17 protein-coding genes are annotated in these 20,409 nt (G+C 49.0%); 10 read left to right on the plus strand and 7 right to left on the minus strand.

What is annotated here, in order from left to right; translation table 11 throughout:
- Positions 1-65 precede the first annotated feature (65 nt).
- Complete coding sequence (deoC, locus tag EL628_RS10900; protein WP_126581926.1) at positions 66-1,025, plus strand: deoxyribose-phosphate aldolase; 960 nt, start codon at positions 66-68, stop codon at positions 1,023-1,025.
- A 45-nt stretch (positions 1,026-1,070) separates the two neighbouring features.
- Positions 1,071-3,470: an aldehyde dehydrogenase family protein gene (locus EL628_RS10905; protein ID WP_126579975.1), complete on the plus strand. Its 2,400-nt coding sequence runs from the start codon at positions 1,071-1,073 to the stop codon at positions 3,468-3,470.
- Between the two features lie 98 nt (positions 3,471-3,568).
- Here the strand turns inward: EL628_RS10905 and EL628_RS10910 are convergent, their stop codons facing one another.
- The 3 genes from EL628_RS10910 to EL628_RS10920 form a co-directional block, all read right to left on the minus strand.
- Positions 3,569-5,437 (minus strand): alpha-amylase family glycosyl hydrolase, encoded by a 1,869-nt coding sequence (locus EL628_RS10910; protein ID WP_161975412.1) that lies wholly within the window; start codon positions 5,435-5,437, stop codon positions 3,569-3,571.
- A gap of 309 nt (positions 5,438-5,746) precedes the next feature.
- Positions 5,747-7,291, minus strand: a complete 1,545-nt coding sequence (locus EL628_RS10915) for a cache domain-containing protein (protein WP_126579977.1) — start codon at positions 7,289-7,291, stop codon at positions 5,747-5,749.
- Between the two features lie 11 nt (positions 7,292-7,302).
- The gene (locus EL628_RS10920) at positions 7,303-7,854 is read right to left on the minus strand and encodes a DUF4388 domain-containing protein (protein ID WP_161975413.1); all 552 of its coding nucleotides are present in this window, start codon (positions 7,852-7,854) and stop codon (positions 7,303-7,305) included.
- Between the two features lie 459 nt (positions 7,855-8,313).
- On the opposite strand from EL628_RS10920, the gene EL628_RS10925 reads away from it, so the two are divergent.
- From EL628_RS10925 to EL628_RS10950, 6 genes are all read left to right on the plus strand, one after another.
- Positions 8,314-9,078 carry an RNA polymerase sigma factor gene (locus EL628_RS10925; protein WP_126579979.1) on the plus strand — a complete coding sequence of 255 codons (765 nt, stop codon included), beginning with the start codon at positions 8,314-8,316 and terminating at the stop codon, positions 9,076-9,078.
- Positions 9,079-9,291: 213 nt separating this feature from the next.
- Complete coding sequence (locus EL628_RS10930) at positions 9,292-10,197, plus strand: anti-sigma factor (protein ID WP_126579980.1); 906 nt, start codon at positions 9,292-9,294, stop codon at positions 10,195-10,197.
- 3 nt (positions 10,198-10,200) lie between these two features.
- Positions 10,201-13,167, plus strand: a complete 2,967-nt coding sequence (locus EL628_RS10935; RefSeq protein WP_126579981.1) for a CHAT domain-containing protein — start codon at positions 10,201-10,203, stop codon at positions 13,165-13,167.
- Between the two features lie 84 nt (positions 13,168-13,251).
- Positions 13,252-14,064 (plus strand): phosphatase PAP2 family protein, encoded by an 813-nt coding sequence (locus tag EL628_RS10940; RefSeq protein WP_126579982.1) that lies wholly within the window; start codon positions 13,252-13,254, stop codon positions 14,062-14,064.
- Between the two features lie 321 nt (positions 14,065-14,385).
- Entirely contained in the window at positions 14,386-15,060 is a 675-nt protein-coding gene (locus EL628_RS10945) for a response regulator (RefSeq protein ID WP_245994055.1), read from the plus strand.
- Between the two features lie 107 nt (positions 15,061-15,167).
- Positions 15,168-16,076: a sensor histidine kinase gene (locus EL628_RS10950; protein WP_126579983.1), complete on the plus strand. Its 909-nt coding sequence runs from the start codon at positions 15,168-15,170 to the stop codon at positions 16,074-16,076.
- Between the two features lie 10 nt (positions 16,077-16,086).
- On the opposite strand, the gene EL628_RS10955 is transcribed toward EL628_RS10950, so the two are convergent.
- Positions 16,087-16,800: a ferritin-like domain-containing protein gene (locus EL628_RS10955; protein ID WP_126579984.1), complete on the minus strand. Its 714-nt coding sequence runs from the start codon at positions 16,798-16,800 to the stop codon at positions 16,087-16,089.
- Between the two features lie 184 nt (positions 16,801-16,984).
- Positions 16,985-17,377: a helix-turn-helix domain-containing protein gene (locus EL628_RS10960; RefSeq protein WP_126579985.1), complete on the minus strand. Its 393-nt coding sequence runs from the start codon at positions 17,375-17,377 to the stop codon at positions 16,985-16,987.
- 153 nt (positions 17,378-17,530) lie between these two features.
- Here EL628_RS10960 and EL628_RS10965 point away from each other — a divergent pair, with 153 nt between their 5' ends.
- Both EL628_RS10965 and EL628_RS10970 read left to right on the plus strand, forming a co-directional pair.
- Positions 17,531-17,803 (plus strand): hypothetical protein, encoded by a 273-nt coding sequence (locus EL628_RS10965; protein WP_126579986.1) that lies wholly within the window; start codon positions 17,531-17,533, stop codon positions 17,801-17,803.
- A gap of 18 nt (positions 17,804-17,821) precedes the next feature.
- The gene (locus EL628_RS10970) at positions 17,822-18,421 is read left to right on the plus strand and encodes an ATP-dependent Clp protease proteolytic subunit (RefSeq protein ID WP_126579987.1); all 600 of its coding nucleotides are present in this window, start codon (positions 17,822-17,824) and stop codon (positions 18,419-18,421) included.
- Positions 18,422-18,430: 9 nt separating this feature from the next.
- On the opposite strand, the gene EL628_RS10975 is transcribed toward EL628_RS10970, so the two are convergent.
- Both EL628_RS10975 and EL628_RS10980 read right to left on the minus strand, forming a co-directional pair.
- Complete coding sequence (locus EL628_RS10975) at positions 18,431-19,258, minus strand: hypothetical protein (protein ID WP_126579988.1); 828 nt, start codon at positions 19,256-19,258, stop codon at positions 18,431-18,433.
- Positions 19,255-20,262, minus strand: coding sequence for a GAF domain-containing protein (locus EL628_RS10980; RefSeq protein ID WP_126579989.1), 1,008 nt, complete (start codon positions 20,260-20,262; stop codon positions 19,255-19,257). The genes EL628_RS10975 and EL628_RS10980 overlap by 4 nt, the downstream gene beginning before the upstream one ends.
- Between the last annotated feature and the right edge of the window lie 147 nt (positions 20,263-20,409).

The following is a 20,409-nucleotide window of genomic DNA, read 5'->3' on the forward strand; positions in this document are numbered from 1 at the left end:
TCATTGTCAAAGGAAAGAATCTTATGGCCACAACAAGACAGCGTATAGAGCCAGAATCAGCCGGAATGTCTGCTGTAGAACCTGTTATGCGTAATCCTGGTCTTCCTCTGGATATGAGCTGGGTAAATCGTGTCCATGTCAATAGAAGCGCGGTTGAGCGCCGGGCTGCTACCCTGACGACACGGCGCACCGTCAAGAAAGAGTGGCAGGCCGCCTGGCTTCTACGCGCAATAACCTGTATTGACCTGACGGCATTGGCTGGTGATGATACCCCTGGAAATGTCCTTCGCCTGTGTGCCAAAGCCAGGCAGCCTGTTCGGCAGGAATTATTAGAGTCGATGGGCGTGCCTTCACTGCAAACGGGCGCTGTCTGTGTTTACCATAATCTCATCCCAACAGCAGTCAGAGCCCTTGAAGGCAGCTCTATTCCAGTTGCAGCCGTCTCCACCGGTTTTCCTGCGGGCCAGATCCCTTTTGAGCAGAAGATCCGCGAGATAGAGGCCTCCGTCCAGGCCGGTGCACATGAGATTGACATTGTGATCTCGCGGGCCCATGTGCTTACTGGCGATTGGCAAGCGCTCTATGATGAAGTCAAAGCGTTTCGGGAAGCATGTGGCGAGGCTCACCTGAAGACGATTCTTGCCACCCATGAGCTGGCGACCCTGCGAAATGTAGGGATGGCAAGTCTGGTCTGCATGATGGCTGGTGCCGATTTTATCAAGACATCGACGGGGAAAGAGCCCGTTAACGCCACTCTTCCTGTTGGACTGGTGATGGTGCGAGCGATTCGTGAGTACTATGAACAGACAGGATGGAAAGTGGGTTTTAAGCCTGCCGGTGGGATTCGTACTGCAAAATCATCGTTGGATTGGTTGATTCTCATGAAAGAAGAGTTGGGACAGGACTGGCTCAACAATACGCTCTTCCGTATTGGCGCGAGCGGCTTACTCTCAGATATCGAACGCCAGCTCTCTTATTTTGTCACCGGTCATTATGCGGCCGCCCAGTATAATCCATTGGTCTAGTGCACGATTGGATACATAGCGGTTGGGACTAGAAAGGTTTTGCTTATGAGTATCATGGAAATTTTTTCTTCCATGGAGTATGGCCCGGCTCCAGAGAGCTCTGCACCAGCACTGGAATGGTTAAAAGAAAGGCAGCCCTTTGGACTCTTCATTCATAATCAATGGGTGGCCCCCCAGAATGGACAGTATTTAGAGAGCGTAAACCCAGCCACAGGTCAGACCCTTGCCCGTGTTGCGGCGGCTTCGCGTGAGGATGTTGATGCAGCCGTTGCATCCGCTCGTCAGGCTTTTGTGAGTTGGAGCCAGACTCCTGGCCATGTGCGAGCGCGGTATCTCTATGCACTGGCCCGTCAACTTCAGAAGCATTCCCGGCTCTTTGCTGTCCTGGAGACGCTGGACAACGGGAAGACCATTCGTGAGACCCGTGATCTTGATATCCCGCTGGTTGCCCGCCATTTTTATTATCATGCCGGTTGGGCCCAACTGCAAGAGACAGAACTGGCAGGCTATCAGCCAGTAGGCGTCATTGGGCAGATCATTCCCTGGAACTTCCCACTCTTGATGTTGGCCTGGAAGATTGCTCCTGCGATTGCACTGGGAAATACAGTTGTTCTGAAGCCAGCTCGCTATACCTCCTTAACCGCATTAAAATTTGCAGAGATAGTGCAAGAGATTGGTCTTCCTGCTGGCGTCATTAACATCGTCACGGGAGAAGCGTCGCAGGTGGGAGAGGCATTAATTCAGCATCCAGATGTGAATAAGATTGCCTTCACTGGTTCAACTGAGGTTGGGAAGCGTATCCGTCAGGCCACCGCTGGTTCTGGGAAGAAGCTGTCGTTGGAGCTCGGTGGCAAATCCCCTTTTATTGTCTTTGACGATGCAGATCTTGATAGTGTCGTTGAGGGCATAGTTGACGCCATCTGGTTTAATCAAGGCCAGGTCTGCTGCGCTGGATCGCGCTTACTGGTGCAGGAGAATAGTTCAGAACGGCTGCTGGCTAAATTACGCACACGCATGGAGCATCTTCGCGTCGGTGACCCTCTGGATAAGACGACAGATATTGGAGCCATTGTCTCGACTGGACAGCGCGATGAGATTCAACGTCTGGTAGATCAAGGCATTCGCGAAGGTGGCGAGATCTGGCAACCGAGTTGGAGCTGCCCCACAACTGGTTCATTCTTTCCTCCTACGCTCTTTACCAACATTGCCCCAGCCTCTACGCTTGCCCAGGTAGAGATTTTTGGCCCTGTACTTGTAACAATGACCTTTCGTACACAGGCTGAAGCGGTCGAGCTGGCCAATAACACACCATATGGGCTGGCAGCCAGTGTCTGGAGCGAAAATATTAATCTGGCATTGGACATTGCTCCCAGGTTAAAAGCGGGGAGTGTCTGGATTAATAGCACCAATCTCTTTGATGCCTCTTGTGGCTTTGGAGGGTATCGCGAGAGTGGATTTGGCCGTGAAGGTGGGAAGGAGGGGCTCTATGAGTATCTCAAGCCTGATTGGCAGAAATCTCTGCTCCCGATATCGGAGACCAGGCAGGCTGAGCTCTTTGAAGAAAGTGAAGCCCATCCAGTGGATGGGGAGAGTCTACCAGCCATTGATCGTACCCCCAAGCTCTTTATTGGAGGCAAGCAGGTACGACCAGATTCTGGCTACAGCCTGCCTGTAGTGGGAGCCTCTGGTCGTGTACTGGGCGAGGTTGGAGAAGGAACGCGCAAAGATATTCGCAATGCTGTTGAGGCGGCTCAGGCGGCTAAAGGGTGGGCCAGCAGCACTGCGCATAATCGTGCTCAGATTCTCTACTATCTGGCAGAAAATCTGGCTGTCCGAGAAGAGGAATTTGTTCGGCGCATTATGCAACAGACGGGACGCTCCCAGGCAGAAGCGCGTAAAGAGGTTCAGACTGGTCTCTCTCGCCTCTTCAGTTATGCTGCCTGGGCCGACAAATACGAGGGAACGATTCATCGTCCTCCCCTGCGTGGTGTTGCATTGGCGATGAAAGAGCCGCTGGGCGTGATTGGGATTGCTGCGCCTGATGAGTATCCTCTCCTGGGGTTTCTCTCACTTATTGCACCGGCCATTGCAATGGGGAATACCGTCGTAGTCGTTCCATCGCCTGTTGCCCCTTTGAGTGCTACGGATAGCTATCAGGTCTTTGAAACGTCGGATCTCCCTGCGGGGGTCGTTAATATTGTCACTGGTGCACGTGATCCACTGAGTAAAGTATTGGCTGAACACGAGGATGTGGCAGCCATGTGGTATTTTGGAAGCGCTCAAGGTTCACAAGGAATCGAAGCAGCCTCGATAAGCAATATGAAACGTACATGGGTGAATTATGGTCGGCCTCGTCACTGGCTCGAGCGCAGCCAGGGAGAAGGTGAAGAGTTTCTTCGCGAAGCAACGCAGGTCAAGAATATCTGGGTCCCCTTTGGGGATTAAACGATCGTTCTGATTGTGAGCACAGAAGAACAATGGAGATGAGTCCGGAGCTCCAGACCCTGTCAACGGGCTGGAGCTCCGGACTCATCTCCATTGCATTAGACTTCTTTAAGGAAAATCAACCCATAGTGCGCAGGAACTTCGATTGTATGCACCATATTCTCCTCAGTCACCGTCAGATCATAAGCCTCCTGGCGAACATCATGATCTAACATCTCGCGATAGGTTCCCGTGGCGGGAAAGGGCAGCTCTAACGTTTGCGCACCGTCTGAGAAATTAAGACAGACAATCGCAACCTGACCTTGAGCCTGACGCCGATAGGCGACTATCCCGTCTTGTGGGCGTGATTCAGCTGAATAGTAAAAAGAATCCCTGCTACGGAGAGCTGCGTAACTACTGCGGAGTCTGGCAAGATTGCGATAGAGCCGAATCATCGGTGCTCCAAACTCATCGTAAAAATATTCCCAGCTCACATTGCGTTGATAGTTAATTCGTGCCCGACCACTTTCTGGCAGCACATAATTCTGGACAAATTCTTGTCCCTGCCAGAGCATAGGAATGCCTTCGCTTGTATAGAGAGCGATCGCAAACGGCTGAAGCTTGAACCATTGGCTACGGTCGCCAGAAGGGATATCCCCCTCTAAAGTCGAGATATAGGAGATCAATTGACTATGGTCGTGATTTTCAAAGTACTGTACAGGGATAACGGGCATATCCACAGGATTGCCCTCGCGATCGTGAACAGTTTTTGACATAGGATAGCCAGCAAAATCTGGGAAGAGAATAATCTGATGCACAAAATCTTCAGTCACATTCCCATTGCGTGCCATCTCCTTCGCGCGATAGATCAGACCATCTTGCCAGGTACAATTGCTATAGGTCATACTGAGAACCTCCTGAGGGCGATTCTGAGCCTCTGTACACTGAATCAGACGGCTGTATTCACCAGGCTGGCCCGTAGGAGTGAAGCGCGGAATCTTCAGCGACTCATTGTAGGTATCATAGGCAATACGAGCATATTGAATGCCCATTGGTCCATCATACAGATCAGTGACCTCATCATAGCGAAAACCGTCGATATGGTATTCATGTAACCAGTAGTGATTCGCTGTCTGAATATATTCGCGCGCAAAATCTTTGTTATAGTCAATCTCTGGGCCAAAGGGACCATCGCCCCCAATCATGGGGCTCTCCAGACCAGCCATCTTATAGACCATGTTATAGGGGAAATCCATATCGACATGTTGATAGACGACATCAAGAATCAACGCCATGCCATTTGCATGGCAGGCATTGACCAGACTTTTTAACCCATTGATCCCGCCCCAACGTTCATAAGGAGCAAAGTAGTGAATGGGGGCATAACCCCAATCGAAATTAAGCTTCAGACTTGTGATTGGCATCAATTCCAGGCATGTAATTCCCAAACTTTTCAGATAGGGGATACGCTCAACAATACCTGCAAAATTGCTATTGAACTCTTCCACATTCAGCTCATAAATGACCAGCGTATCTAATTCTGGCGTCTTCCAATCCTGATCGGTCCATTCAAACTCAGGGAGATCACCTGGAGTATGGAAAGCTGAGAGCAGCCCGATATCTGTAGCCAGAGCAAAAGGGTCAGTAAACCAGCGTGTAACCACCTTCTTTTCCGCTGAATCAGGCACATTCTGGAGCAACTGGTAGCGATAAAGATACTTTCCTGGTTTGCCAAAGTGCGTCCCCTCTTCGCTTTGTAAGCGGATAGTGGCCTGCCAGAGACTATTAGTTGAATGCGGCACATGAGAGAGTTGAAAATCGCGAGGAGTAACATTCTGGTCGAAGTGGTCAGATTTGTGTAAGACAATCACATGGACCTCATAGCCATCTTCAGGCACGATGCCAGGCAGATACAAACCAAATTTGACTTCTACTTCATCATTATGGATGCGCGTGACGCGTGCACCGAGATCCTGTAGCTCAATCATCTGTTTTTGACTCCTCATGAGAAAAAGCACAAAAAAATAACACATCATAGAGAGAATGATGTAGAAAAAAAGCGAGATCGTGCTTACCATATATCAGGGGGACGTGGAGTGGCTTCTGTTTCTCAGTCGAAAGGCCCCCGCTGTAATCACGTTTAGTCGAGCTTTTTCGTTTCATTGTATGCCAGATATTGGCCACGAGAGGAGAGGAGTGATCGATCTGTTATCAAAAAGCCAGGGGCCCGTGAGGGCCCCTGGCGGTCCAACCGTTTCCATTGGGATAGCATAAAAGCGAGCGTGCTGGTTGCTCTGTTAGCGCCCAATAATAGCGCGAAGCTCCTGGACGATGAGCTGGAGCTGTTTGGCAGCTTCATTAGCAGACGTTGCGCCACCATGTAACTGTTCAGTTACCTGTGTGGCCACTTTCAGAGCGGTAGACAATTTCTGGCTACTGGTGGACTGATAGTTTGAAGCCTCCTCAATATACTTAGCTGCCTCCATAATACGTCCAAGAATATGGCGCATCTGAGGAGAATCGCTGAATTGACCACGTTGAGCCAGCTCAGTTGCAGCTTCACGCAATTGTCGCGACACAGTTTTCGCCGCCTCTGTATAGTATTGTACCGATTGGAGACCCACCTGTGAGGAATCAACCACCCACATCTGTTCGGCAGCGGCATCCTGTTGATTACTGGCCAGAGTACTCAGGGCCAGACTGTTCTCCTGGAGGGCGACAGCAGAGCGGATAATGGGTTGGGCCAGTCCTTGCCCGGCAAAGAATCCAGCGATAGCAACCAGCAGAGATGCGATGACAGCGAGAAGAATAATACTCTCTTGTTGAGCATTAGCGACCGCAGTCTCGCTACTTTCTGGACTAAAGACATAGTAATTCCAGGGAACAAGCTTCTGATCAGTTGCCCGTCGTGCTATCTGATAATTGCCTTGATCATCCGACAACTGTGCCTGAAACGTAGTTGAACCAGTTTTCTGTGCGTTTGCATCAACTAACGCAGCATTAGCGAGAGACACGACCGGTTTATCCGTTCCATAGCGAAGCTCTTGACTGATATGTTGCTGTTGAAGATCACTCACCGTTCCGGCGCTATGGAAGCGGCGGACAGGATTGGAGTCAGCGATATAGACGCCGTTATCATCAAGGATAAAGGCACCACTTCCTGCACCATTGTTCTCCGTATCGTTCTGTACGATATTCTGCCAGATATAGTTAAGATTGAGCGTTGCGCGCAGGAAACCAATGACCTTATCCTGGGAAGGCGTTCCCTGAGGACCATTGATTGGTGCATAGATATCGATAGTTGCTTGTTGATTTTTTGCATTGTAATAGACAGGTGAAATATGTGGAATACCAAAATCGACAATGCGTAATTCTTCAAGTGGGACAAGAGAGGAGCCATGGGGGGTAGGATTTTCGGGGTAGGCAAGGAGCAACTTTCCCTGGTCGGTAAAGAGACTCCAATTGATATAACTGGCATTGCGGTAGATGCCTGCCTGGAGAGAATAGAGGGCATGCGTGCGATCATCGTTGTACGCCTGGGAACCAACAGGGTTCTGAGTCAACAAGAAAGCCTGTACCGTCGGGATCTGAGTCAGGGTCTGAGTATCGAGCACACGTTCATTAAAATAAGTATCAATGAGCTGAACGCGTGTCTGAGCATCACTTGCCATTGCTTTATTGGCTTGATCGATCAGAGCTGGTCGGGTTGTAAAATTCATGTAAATAAGAAGGGCAAGCAAAGGGACAATCGCAGCCAGAACTAATCCGATAGCAATACGTGCTGGAAGAGTAAACCAGCGGCGATAGATTCTAAACTGTTTTCCAGATGATAAATTAGCCATAATAGTCTCCGCTAGGAATGAATAATGCCGAGGGCATCGAGATCATGGAGAAGTTGCAGTACCTCCTCAGAACTGCGCCCCATCAAGCGGATGAGTTCTCCATAGGTACGCCGACCATCGATTAACAGAAATAAATGGCGATGGGAGCGTGAAAGTCCAGCTCGTGTAAGCAGAGCCAGGCCATCATCCGCAGAGTAGGTGCGCTGTGGAGGGCGCCCCTGAGTAGGCTCAAAGCCCTTTGGAGTATTGGGAGCGCGTGCAGATGGTGGCGTCTGTTGGGAAGGCCAGGGGGCAGATGCCGTGTTCTGTTGGTCAACCGTATTGGTATTGGGCGTGAAAATGAAACGGCATGCCTGCCACGTTTGGAGCCAGTTTAAAGCAGCCTGCCCTTGAAATGTATTACAGCGTGCATCTGTAATAGATCCTTGAACAAACTGAAGCATCCCCTTTTCGAGCTGACCGCCTTCTCCTCTTTCAACCAGAAGTATGCCGGTTTTGCGTCCCAACTGAATAACCTGGATCACATTGTTGAGTTGATCGGTTGGAATACCTTTTTGTGCCATGAACAATCCTATCCCGTATTGTTGTGGGCTTGTGTGTATATGAGCTACACTGCTATTGCTGGGTTTTACAAGCATACCATAAAAAGCGTGGTAAGTGGATGACTGACGCAAAATTGAACCAGTTGTACTATACATAGAAGAGTGATCTGGCATTTATTCAAATGAAAGAAGAGTAGGAATAGCAATAACTAGAAGGAAACAGTGGTATTTCTTTAGAATAAAAACAGAATAGACTTAAACTAAAAATGAACCCGGGGAATGCCGGGATTGGAGGAAGGATGAAAATGGCATAACGGGCTGAGAGAGTGGCAATAAATCCCTGAAAGATGCGATAATAGTGGGAATAAAGATACTTTTTAGGGCCGCTTCTACTAGGAGCTTGTCCCCTTGTATTTCTTCCGATATGCTGCATATATGGTGAGAAATGCGTAGGAGTCTGGAAGCAGGGAGCAAGTGTAGATGGAGTCTCACAACCTCTCTCAGCCGTCGGAATCGCAGCCCGGTATGAGAGGACCACGCGAGAGCGCACCACAGGCTGGACAACCCGAACAATTGAGTGTAAACGAGTTAGCTCGTTTCTGTTCAGAAGAGACCGCAAAATTTTTAAAGCAGAGTGCATCCAACGATCGTTTTTGTCGGGAGCTATTCAGGCGAGCAATTATTTTTCAAGACGAGGCGGCCTGGGCCTGTTTGTATCAGCAGTATGCTCCTCTGGTACTGACCTGGATTATGCAACATCAAGGGTCCATGTCGATCCTGGGTCAAGAAGGAGTCTCGTCTTTAGTGAATGCTGTTTTTGCCAAATTTTCGCAGGCATTGACCCCTCAAAAAGTAGAAAATTTCTCGACTCTGGCCGCTTTATTAAAATATTTAAAGATGTGTGTTCATAGTGTGGTCGCGGATGAAGTACGGACGCGTCAGGCCCGACATTATGAGGAGACTTTAGAAGGGATTGAACAGGAACCGGCCAGTGATGATCCAGCTGAGGCGGTCATTGCCCATCTTTCAGCTCAAGATCTCTGGCAGGCCATTCAAGAAGAGCTGCATAGCGAAGATGAACGTTTGCTTGTCTATTTAGCGTATGTGCAGGGGATGAAGCCAGGGGAGATTAGCATGCAGCAGCAGAGCTTCTTTCCCAGTGTGGATGATGTCTATCGAATTAAGCGCAATGTTCTGGAACGTCTCCGCCGCAATCGGCGTTTGCAAGCTTTTTTTCAGTCTTAAAGCGAGCTCAGGTAAGGAAAAAGTTTTAGAGGAAAAATGAAAGAACTAAAATACTGTCCGGTCTCGTTTATTAGGTTGAAACAACCTGATGGATACTGGATCTATCTATCGGTTCTTGTTGAATGCTGCGGCAGAACAGGTCAGGAACCCCATGGCTAAAGCCGGGGGCTTGCACAGTCTGACGGCTATGAATACGAACACAGAAAAGGAGGGGTGGCGCTTCCTCCCCATGCAGAAATGCAGGGGTACCCGCGCCACGAAATTCAGATGGAGTGTCGTGAACCGGGAGCTATTCGCGACGACGAGTTAGTTGCCTATTTCAATGGCGAGCCTACAAGGCCTGCCGTTTTTGAGCATCTAGCCCAATGTCAGGCCTGTTCATCCCGTCTGGCAACTTATCAACGAATAGAACTCAAACTTGTGAATACTCTGTATCGATGGGACTGTCCCTCGAGCCAGCTTCTCGGTGAATATCAGTTGGAGTTGCTTTCACCAGCACAGATGATAACTGTTCGACAGCATCTGGCTCAGTGCGTTCTCTGTTCTGCCGAAGCTGCCTCTTTATCGTCATTTCTTTCCTCTGATTCTCTGCTGGAGGAGAGGTCACAGCGTGCCTCTGCGCGCCCATCGGAGTTTTCTCTCGCCGCCATAGTGCCAACCTCGCACGTCATTCATGAGACGCAGCAAATGGTCAAGAATTGGCAGGAGAAAGTGAAGACGGCAGCAAGGCGGATTGTGGCAGAACTGATGCCTCTCCAGCCCGGTCTGGCCGGGGTACGCCATATCGCCAGCAAAGTAGAGCCATGGCCCCGACGTTATCGAACTGAGAAGCTTCAGATCTTCTTGCAATTAAAGCAGGGAGCCTCACAAAGTGCCTCGTTACAGCTCCTTGGATTGGTCACTCATCAAGGGACGAATCTGGGCTCTCTAGAAGGTGTTCACGTATGTCTTGTGCCAGTTGGTGCAGATACGAAAGCTCTGCACCAGCAAGCTATTGATGAGCTAGGAAATTTTGTGTTTACTGATCTCTCTCCAGCGATATATGAGCTTGAACTGCGCTTTTCCCAGGAGGTCGTGGTGATTGAGCAGCTTCCCATTCATTTTTATGGTGAAGAATAGCCTATGACCCCGCAGGAATTATTGGCAGAGCTGGTTGGAGCAAATGAAGAGCAGGGACGGCGTCTGCTTGTAAAATATGTGCCACAATTAAGTGAAGTGGCACAGGCCCGTTTAGGAAGCAGTATTAAGCGCGAGGCTGATCGCCTGTGGAATACGGAGGAGCGGCGTTCATTTATCCTTGCAGGGTATCTGATGACGCTGGGCGAATTGACGCAGCAACGCGTCTATCAGGCCTGGGGACTTATGGCCCGTGGCGATGCCTTGCGCCGTATGGATCGCGATCAAGAGGCTCTTCCTTTTCTGGATGCAGCTGGAGAGGAGTTTCTGGCTCTTCAGGATGAGGTTGGCTGGGCAAGGACACGTATTGGGCGTATAAATGCGTGTTTGCGCCTGAATAGGACGACAGAAGCATTGCGTGATGCGAGGCAGGCGAGAGAGGTCTTTCTGCGCCATGGTAAGCTTCAGCGCGTTGGACAGGTTGATGTGAGTGCAGCTATTATTTATTTTGAGTTAGGGCAGTATGTTCGCGCATTGCACCTGTTTGATCGAGCCATTGAAGCATATAGCATGCATGGCGAGAGGGTTGATCTGCATATTGCGCGTGCAAGAGGGAATAAAGCGCTGGTCCTTGCGGCGATGGGGCGCTTTCACGAGGCTGCTGCTTTGCATCAGCAGGCCTGTGAGACATTCAGGCTTTATGGGGAACGCGAGGAGATCTCTGTTGCTCGTGAAGAGTTAAACATTGCCGATGGTGCAGTCGCGCAGGGTCATTATAGTCAGGCCTTACAGCTCTATCGCCATAGCCGGGCACTTTTTTATAAGCATGCAATGCCTGAGGCTGCTGCCGAAGTAGCTCAACAGATCTGTATCTGCCTTCTTCGGCTTAATCGTCTCAAAGAAGCCTCAGAGATTGCTCAAGAGATCGTCCAATTTTTTCGCACCCAGCCTGAGCAACGGCATAATCTGGCCCGTTCACTGATGCTTCAGGCAGATATTACCGCCCGTAAGCAGAGCTTTGATGGTGCAGCAGACATGTTAGACGAAGCTATTGTCTTGTTGGAAGAAGGAGGCTTTGGACGTTTAGCGCTCCTGGCCCGTTTGCGGCGCGCAGAATTGAGGTTTTCTTGCCTTCTTCTGGAACAAAGCGAGCAAGAGGCTGACTATGTGGCTGAAGTGTTTGCGGAGAGAGGTGATTCACCTTATTTAGCTCGGGCACTTTTGCTACAAGCGCGTATTGCTGAAGCGAGGCAACGACCTCTGATTGCTCTGGATCTCTGCCATCTGGCGTTAGATATTGCAAAAGGCCAGGATCTTTTAGATCTGACCTATTGTTGTGAGATGCTCCTGGGTCAGATTGTCGAGCAGCAAGGCGATCTGGTAGAAGCCGAAGCAGCCTATGAACGTGCGATACAGTGCATTGATAAAGTTCAGAGCCGCCTCATTTTAGATGAGCGCACCAGTTTTTTAGAGGATAAAGGCGGAATCTATCAACGTGCAATACTATTGGCGTTGCGCAATGAGAAGATCTCCCTGGCCTTTACCTATGTAGAGAAGGCAAAGTCCCGTGTATTAGGCGATTATTTGCGTAATAATATCGACATTCGGCTGCGAACAGATGGAGCCACGAGCGAACCTCTTCTAGAGGATCTGGCTCGTTTACGCGCAGAGCAGGCCTGGTTTAGTTCAATTGTCTATCAGACGGAAGACGAAGCGGCTCTTAGCGATACTGCTCTTATGCGGCGACAGGCCATGGGTCCTCTCAAGGCTCGCCATGAATTGCAGCAGCGCGAACAAAAAATTGAGCAACTGGTTATTCAACTACAAAAACCTGCCAGTGGTTCTATCACTGTAAGTCCAGATCTCTTCTGGCTCAAACTACCACAATCTATTCTCGCTCAGGAGCTCACTGCCGATACACTTCTCCTGGAATACTATCTTTCTGGAACGGATATCTACATCTTTCAAATGTACCAGGGTCAGACCCGGATCACAACTGTTCCTGATAGTGTCCCGCAGTTAGAGCGTCTCCTCTCTTTATGGAGTACAAATCTGGAACTGGCCACCCAATTGTTGGGAGACTCCGACCAGATGCAGAGTTTTCCGCCAGTAATGGAGAATGCTCAGGGGCTCCTGTTCCATCTCTATCAACTTTTAATGGAACCAGTGGCATCAGCTTTAGAGCAGAGCGGGAAGGTAATTATTGTTCCTTATGGAATGCTGCATTATCTACCGTTTCATTGCCTCTTTGATGGAAAACACTTTCTTATAGAGCAAAAAGAATGTTCTTACCTGCCAGCGGCTGCACTGTTGGATATTTGTCGACAGCGTGGTGAACGGGTGCGGGTTAGCGCTGACGAGTTACAGAGATCACTTGTAGTAGGTTTCTCTCAAGGAGGCCGGTTACCGCATGTTCTACAGGAAGCACAGGTCGTTTCGCAGCTCCTGGGTGCTCACTGTGCATTAAACGAACAGGCAACCGCTGATCTCCTCTGGAAAGAGGCTGCGCAGAGCCCGCTTGTCCATATTGCGGCTCACGGTCAATTTCGTCTGGATGCCCCTAATTTTTCATCAATCAAGCTTGCAGATCGTGCACTCAGCACAATAGATGTCTTTAACCTGACGCTGTCCGCCTGCTCATTGGTTGTATTAAGTGCTTGTGAGACTGGTCGGGCCGTGATTGGGGGCGTTGATGAAGTCATGGGGCTTGGTCGTGGCTTTCTGTATGCCGGGGCTGCCTCGCTCCTGTCTACGCTATGGAAGGTTGAAGATGCCAGCACAGCCGAGCTCATGGAGATGTTTTATCGGGCCATCCTCGCAGGAAAGAGCAAAGCCACGGCCCTGGCAGAAGCTCAGCGGCAATTTATCGTCAATGCTCGTCAATCTGGCTGGCCATCGCGCTGCCATCCCTATTTCTGGGCAGCTTTTCAGTTGATTGGTGATGTTGGCCCGGTGCGAAAGGGTGACTGCTAAAGATTGTATCCTCTTCTGTTTTGAGGAACGTACTCTATCTATAAAGATAAGCTATGTTTCATATCTGGTTATGAGAGGATTATTATGCAGAATGTGACTCATCCTAAAAGCATACAGAAGCCAACCTCTTCCACAACTGCGGGGGGAGAAGATCGGCAGGATGCACAAAGACGGCATCGAATAGAAGTTCCTATCTGGTGGACCGTCTTATGTGTGTTTCTTATCTCATGTGTTGTGATTCGCTTTCATCCTGATCCCTATCCTGTTGATCTGGAGGCGACACATTTTGCGCAGGGATTTCGCCCCTGGCCCTGGTTCTGGTCGGTCGTTAATTTCCCAAGTACTTTGAATGATCCTATTCCTTCGGCCATTAATCTCGTGGGTTGGAGCCTTTTTATGGTGTTGATGGGATTGATTTTCTGGCTACGGAAGCATTCACCTCTTGTCTGGCTTCAGTCGGGCATCTTTCTTATCTTGACCGTGATGAGTTCGGCTGGTCTGAATGTTGTGTTGGACGAGCTTATTGCACGACCACGACCAGATCCACATAAATATGCGATTCATCTTTATACACCGCTTGTCCCGTTTCCTACCTATCCCTCAGGACATACGGAGCATGATATTGCCTTTTATGGGTTCTTGCTGTACCTGAGTTGTTTGAAGGCGGTGCGAGAATGGCGCTATCGCTGGCTCCTGCTGCCACTTCAGATCTATGCAGTCTTTGATATTCTTATGATTGGGTACTCTCGCATTGTTGAGGGCGATCACTGGTTTACTGACGTAATGGGAGGATATGTAGAGGGTGCAATCTACCTCTTCTTCTTTATCTTTCTCTATCGTTGGACGACGACAAAGCTTGCTGAGCGCCGTAGCCATCAAAAGTTGATCGCTCATTAAGCGCTTCCCCCTGCGCACCCGATGCGAGCATTGATCTTTTTTGCATAAATACTGCGAACAGATCTGGGCTGGCGCTTCAAGATTTTGTCAGTCAGACGAAAACGGAGTATATAGAAGAGGTACAAAGAAAAATGTGAGTAGCCGCAGGGATAGACCCTGGCAGGCTACTTTCTATATATGTATCTATTTACTAAAAAGAGAACGATTTATGCTTCAGGTAATTCAGCAAAGAGTTGTTTTATGATGTATAATTTATCCGCAAAGGTACATATCAGGGCCTTAATATCACCTGATTTGGTGAGGGGAAGGAACCTCTTTGGTGTGAGTAAGAATCTACTCCAAAAGGGGGGAAGACAGATGGCCATTCAGGTCTTACTTGTAGATGATCATAGTCTTGTACGCGAGGGCGTTCGGCGTTTCTTAAGTCGTGATCCTGAGTTAAAAGTGATTGGAGAGGCAGCCAATGGAGAAGAAGCTATCAGAAAAGCCCGAGACCTGCGCCCGGACGTGATCTTATTGGACCTTTTATTGCCAGATATGGATGGTATTGTGGTTACCTCCGTCCTTCATACAGAACTGCCAGAGATTCAGGTGATTATTCTCACAAGTGTACTGGAAGAGAGCTCACTTATGAGCGTCATGAGGGCTGGAGCGATTGGCTATCTTCTGAAAGATGCCCAGGCAGCCGATCTCAGGCAGGCAGTAAAAGGGGCGGCGGCTGGACAGATACAGATCTCTGCTCAAGCCTCAGCCTGTCTCTTACGAGAGGTTCGGGCACTGGAAGGCCCTGATCCCCTGACGGTTCGTGAGACAGATGTCCTGAGATTATTGGCTCAAGGGTATTCTAATAAAGAGATTGTGAGCCTTCTCCATATTTCTGAAGATACCGTAAAAACTCATGTTCGTCATGTCCTTGCAAAGCTCGGTGTTCGTAGCCGTACTCAGGCAACGCTTGCAGCCATGCGTCTTGGGCTGGTTCCTCTTGCATCTCCTTAGATCTCCTTCTTCTGCCTCCTTGCTCGGCTCTGTCAGACATATACGCTCTTTCTTTTGTAATGACATTTATAACTGTTTTGGCGCTAAACTGAATTGAGAGGTTATCGATGCATGCTGATCATCCCCATCAGCCTTCGTTGCTACCAGAGCTAATGACCTTTTTTGATCATCTCTACGAGCGTTATTGCCATGGAAGTGGCCTCAAAGCACAGATCTCACCCATAGAGGCGCAGGCTATGACGCAGCGAGAGGTACAGGCTAGGCTGCACCAGGCGCAACCAGAGCCGCTTGCTCAAGAACCATGGGCGCAGATGCTCTATCAAACCATGGCGGAGCTGGTGCGTCAGAATGAAAAGTTGCAGCAAGAAAATACACTCTTACATTTAGAGAGAGAGAAAGCTCACTCCGCTAGCATGCAAAGTGAGTACCAGCATCTTCTTCGTGAATTACATGACGCGATTATTCCAGCTTTTTATTGCATCGAGCTTGATGCTCAGAGCGCCCTGGCCTTCTGTAATAACGATGCTTCATATGAAGTTCAACCTCTCTTACAAGGAATTGTTGAACAGGCAAATACTGGCTTGACAGAGGCAAGAGCACTTATTCTTGATCAGCATCCAGCCATTTTGGAGCGTGAAGGTCTCCTTGTGGCGATCAGCCGTCTGGCACGATTTCAAGCGCTTCGAAGTAGAATTGCCTTTACATTGGATCTGGAGCAAGAGCCAGAAATACCACTCCATCAAAAATGTGCGCTTTATCGTATTACTTCGGAAGCAATCCATAATGCTCTGAAGCATGCGCAAGCTACAAGTATCTCAGTATCTGTAGAACTCATCGCGGGTCATGGTACCTTAACCATTCAGGATGATGGAAAAGGATTTGATGGAGAGCAGATCGCGTCTCATAGCTTTGGGCTCCGCTCTATGCGTGCACGCGCTGAGGCCTGTGGTGCACAAATATCAATCCAGAGTATGCCAGGGCAGGGCTGTATGATCACCGTCATTTTTCCTATTTGACTCCTCTCCATTAGTTTGGTGAGAAGAGATCCGGCACATTGAGATTGTAGAGTTCGGATGAGAGATATTCCAACAGAAGCAGAAATTGTAAAAGATCTTTATCATTATCCGGTGCAACCGTGAGCACTGGAATCCGTGAACGTCTGGTCAGTGTAGAGAGAAAAGGGGTAACCCCTTTAAAAATGTCGCTGGCCGTGAGTGGATGCTCAAAAGCTCCTTGAGTACTCAGTGCAGTCGTAGAGAGAAGGTTGAGGAAGCTTGCGTGGCGGGCCTCCAATCCCAGAATGGTGGCGACTTTATTTCCTATGTCCGAAGAATGTGCCCGTGATAGGCAAAGAAGATAGGCCCCCACATTAATCTCCTTTAATTTCAGCGCTATGGAGATCAAGTCATTGATGGTTGGTTGTTTAAGATGCTGAAAGGCTGGCCGTTCTAGTGGAGAATTGCCTGTAGACTGAATGAGTGAGCGGAGGAAGGTGATATGAAGATTCTCATCATTCATAATCTCGGTGAAGAGCAGTTGCAGATCACTCTTGTCATGAATTGGAAACTGCTGTAATTCATGTTGATCTGACGAGAGCTCTTTTTTCTCCACACTATTATCAGTAGAACGGTTGCAGGAAGCTAAAAAACCAAGAGAGGTAAAGATGGCGGCACTTACTACTTGCCTGCGTCCTGTAGAAGCTAGCTTCATGCATGAAGCAGGAAGAAGGACCTTTCTCATCTCCCATCTCCTTCTAACGCGATCTTACTAAAGAGCGAACGGTACCATGCTCTTCTGCTTATTCACATCTGGTTAGTAGTAGTATACGGAAATGGAGGAATGATATATGCATATAGAGGGTATATGCATATATACGCTGACCTCTGCTTTTCAGGAAATGGAAAGGCAATGTGCCTGAAAAATGTCAGGGGAGAAGATGTTGTGAGAGAAGAAAAGCACTAAAATTAGCAACGCTTTCCACATCGCCTTCATCCAGGAGATTAACAATGCGTTTAACCACCGTACGACGAGGTTGGCCTGGGCCAGGAATACTGAAGCCAATAACACTGGTCACCTGTGGCTCTCGTTCGCGGCGAATCGCCTCAGCCATTAATTCAAGCAGCTCATCTAAATGAAGCTCCAGGGAACTGGCCAGACTTTCTAAGACCTTCCCCGACGGATATTTTTGGCCGCGCTCGATCTCACCCACATAAATTTCAGAGAGTCCAGCCTTATCGGCGAGCTCTTTCATCGTAAGTCGGCGATCCAGCCGTTCTTGCCGAATAACTTTGCCAATAGTTTCTTGTAGATCAGCCATAGAGAAAGCTCCTTCCTATGCTCTAAGCATTGCTTACCAAAAAAGACATGCTAACAGCATAGATTATCTCTGTGAGTATACGCTATGGGCATGCTATATTCAAGACATCAAGAAAATATAGTTCAGGTGAACAAAAAGAAGGAGAATGATCACATGTTTATTGTACAACATTCGCGTGCGGCGCAGGGAGAACAGCATTCGCCAGCCTTTATTCCTATGGTTTATGATCATGTGGCGGCAGAGCCAACACGTTGGGAATATCATATTCTGACCATTGATAGCAAAGAACAGCATCTGCCTATTGCAGAGACATTGAATACATTGGGTGTGGAAGGGTGGCTTTTGGTAAGCCTTCTCGATGAACGTGTCAGTCAGCAGGGTTCATTGCTTCATTACTACTTTGTTCGCCAGGCTCAGGTCGCCTGATAGAAAAGGAGAGATTCGATGGCAGCTAATCTGTTTGTACCTACCGTCCTCGAGACAACCGGACGTGGTGAGCGCGCGTATGACATTTTTTCTCGTCTGTTACGAGATCGTATTATCGTAGTGAATGGGCCAGTTGAAGATGGTATGGCCAGTCTTGTCATCGCACAACTGCTTTTTTTGGCCGCCGAGGATAGTCAGCGTGAGATAAACATGTATATCAATTCGCCTGGAGGATCGGTCTATGCCGGGATGGGGATCTACGATACCATGCGAGCACTTTCTTGTCCAATAGCGACTACCTGTGTTGGGTATACCGCCAGTTTTGGAACCATTCTCTTATTGGCTGGTGATAAGGGCAAGCGGTATGCAATGCCTCACGCGCGTATTCACCTGCATCAGCCGTTGCAGGGAGGATTAAGCGGACAGGCTACTGATATTGATATTCATGCGCGTGAGATTCTCCATTTGCGTGATGAGCTCAATCAGATCATTCGCCATCATACAGGGCAGACGATTGAGCGTATTAAGCGCGATACTGATCGAGACTTTTTTATGAGCGCAGCCGAGGCCAAGGAGTATGGTATTGTTGATGAAGTGATGGCGCTCGCAGAGAAATAAGCGATGGGATCAGATGAGTGGAACGATGGACAGGGCTGCAATCTCAAACCATTCCGTTTCACTCATCACCGTCCCAAAGCGAAAGTGCCCTTGAGGAGTTGCGATAGCATACTGATTATCGAGCCAGGCGACAAAGCCCAGGGGCCGTGTGGGTGGTTGAGGTGCGTGAAGAACATGGTGCCCATCAACCCAGAAATCTGCGCAACTGCTCTTCCACTCCAGCGTATATGTATGCCATTCCTCAAGAGGAGTGGTGAGGAGCGCTTCGTGGGCCCCACTCAGCCGTTGGACCCAGCGAGCAGCCGATTGAGTCTGTTGTGTGAGCAGCCCCCAACCAGCGGTCAGTGCTGTTGGAAGAAGCGAGAGAAAGGCCCCTGGTCGCATTGTATGAACGACCTGAGCCTTCCAGCCCCAACCTGGAATATCTGGCACCAGTGCCATATTTGAGGGTGGAGAGGCATAAAAAAACCAGATTGCCTCTGGCAACATTAAGAGATCTCCTCGTACGGAGAATGGATAATTCCAGAAGCCAAAGCCAGCCGTCCCACGTAAGATGTCAGGCGTCGAGATTGTACTGGTCTGTGTTGCTGCTGGCAGAGAGGAACGTGCGCGTACCTCCATACGTAATGGGGGACGCCAGGGAAAAGCCGAGCGCGCTAACTTGCCATAATCATCGATCTGGGCATCGGCATAGTGCCCTTTGTGCAGAGATTGGATCTCCATGCGTAATGCTGCATCTTGCAGGCTAAGTGAGCCTGTCCCAAGGACTGTTTGAGTCCAGTACGGAGCAAGACCTTCTGTAAAAGACTCATAGCGTGCTGAGCGAATAGTTGTCATAGCTGGTGCGGTATCGTGTGTAGACTGGGTAGTTTGAGTAGCATATCCTCCAGCTGTTGCCAGACCAACAAGTCAGCCTGTTGATTATTCACTGGTTGGCGGCGAGCTGCTGCATTAATCATCGTTGTATTGACCATCTGACGAAAATCGCGGAAGTGTTCTTCCTGCTCATCTTGTGGCGGCATGACACAGAGCGCAATCTCCTCTGGCCGATAAAATTGGTTGGCTTCAAAGGCCAGAGCAATCAGGTTAGCATAATGTTGAACGAGAGTCGTACGAGCCTCTGAAAGGAAATAGTAAGGTTGAGTGCTGGAGACAAGCAAGACTCCTGCAATGCGGCCAGCATAGAGAATAGGGTAGATTGTTGCACTTTTTTCATATTTCACGCGTGCGCGAGGTGCGATACTGCTCGCGGCATCAATATCATGAACTGTACCTGGTCGGCAACCTGTCACAACATAGCCAGCCAGAGATTCCGCGCCCAAAAACATCGCATTCTGCTCAATATTGCCTGTCCAGGGAGCTGTCCCTACCCCAATGCATTCCCGTAGACTGCGTACCTTTGCATGTGGGCCTGATGGTGGCATGCAGCAGACAATCCAGAGACACATCCCTTTCCTCTCAGTGTCCAACTGGCTGATAGCTTGTTGTAGGATCATATGAGATGTTGACCAGAAGCGTACATTTTCGTTGGTCGTAGCGCGATCCAGTAAAACACGTGTGTAAAATTCACTGGAAATCGTTTTCATATCTTCACTCATTGAAGATAGAGCATATTCTTTGAGACCTTTTTCCTCGCGTAATAAGCTACGCAGTTCATCGCGATACTCTGGCAGAATTGAAAGAAGATGGCGTAAATTTTGTGGTCGAGGGGCTGATTCGCCGCTGATCCAGCGAGAGAGTGTTATAGGTGTAATTTTAAGTTCTTCTATAATGCGCTGTTTCTCTCTGCCATCCGTACTAATATTTCCTAGCAATTCGCGCCAGGAGCGTGCTTCTTGCATATATTTTACCCTACCATAGAACTTTGCTAGTAAAGCACCCTTTCTCTCTCATAATAACAGCTTGCAGCAATCGCGTCAACTAGTTTTGTTATTGTGTCCAACGTTGTGCTAACGTTGTGCAATAGATAGAGGTCATCAGCACATGCA

The organism is Tengunoibacter tsumagoiensis, from assembly GCF_003967535.1.
GTDB lineage: Bacteria > Chloroflexota > Ktedonobacteria > Ktedonobacterales > Ktedonobacteraceae > Tengunoibacter > Tengunoibacter tsumagoiensis.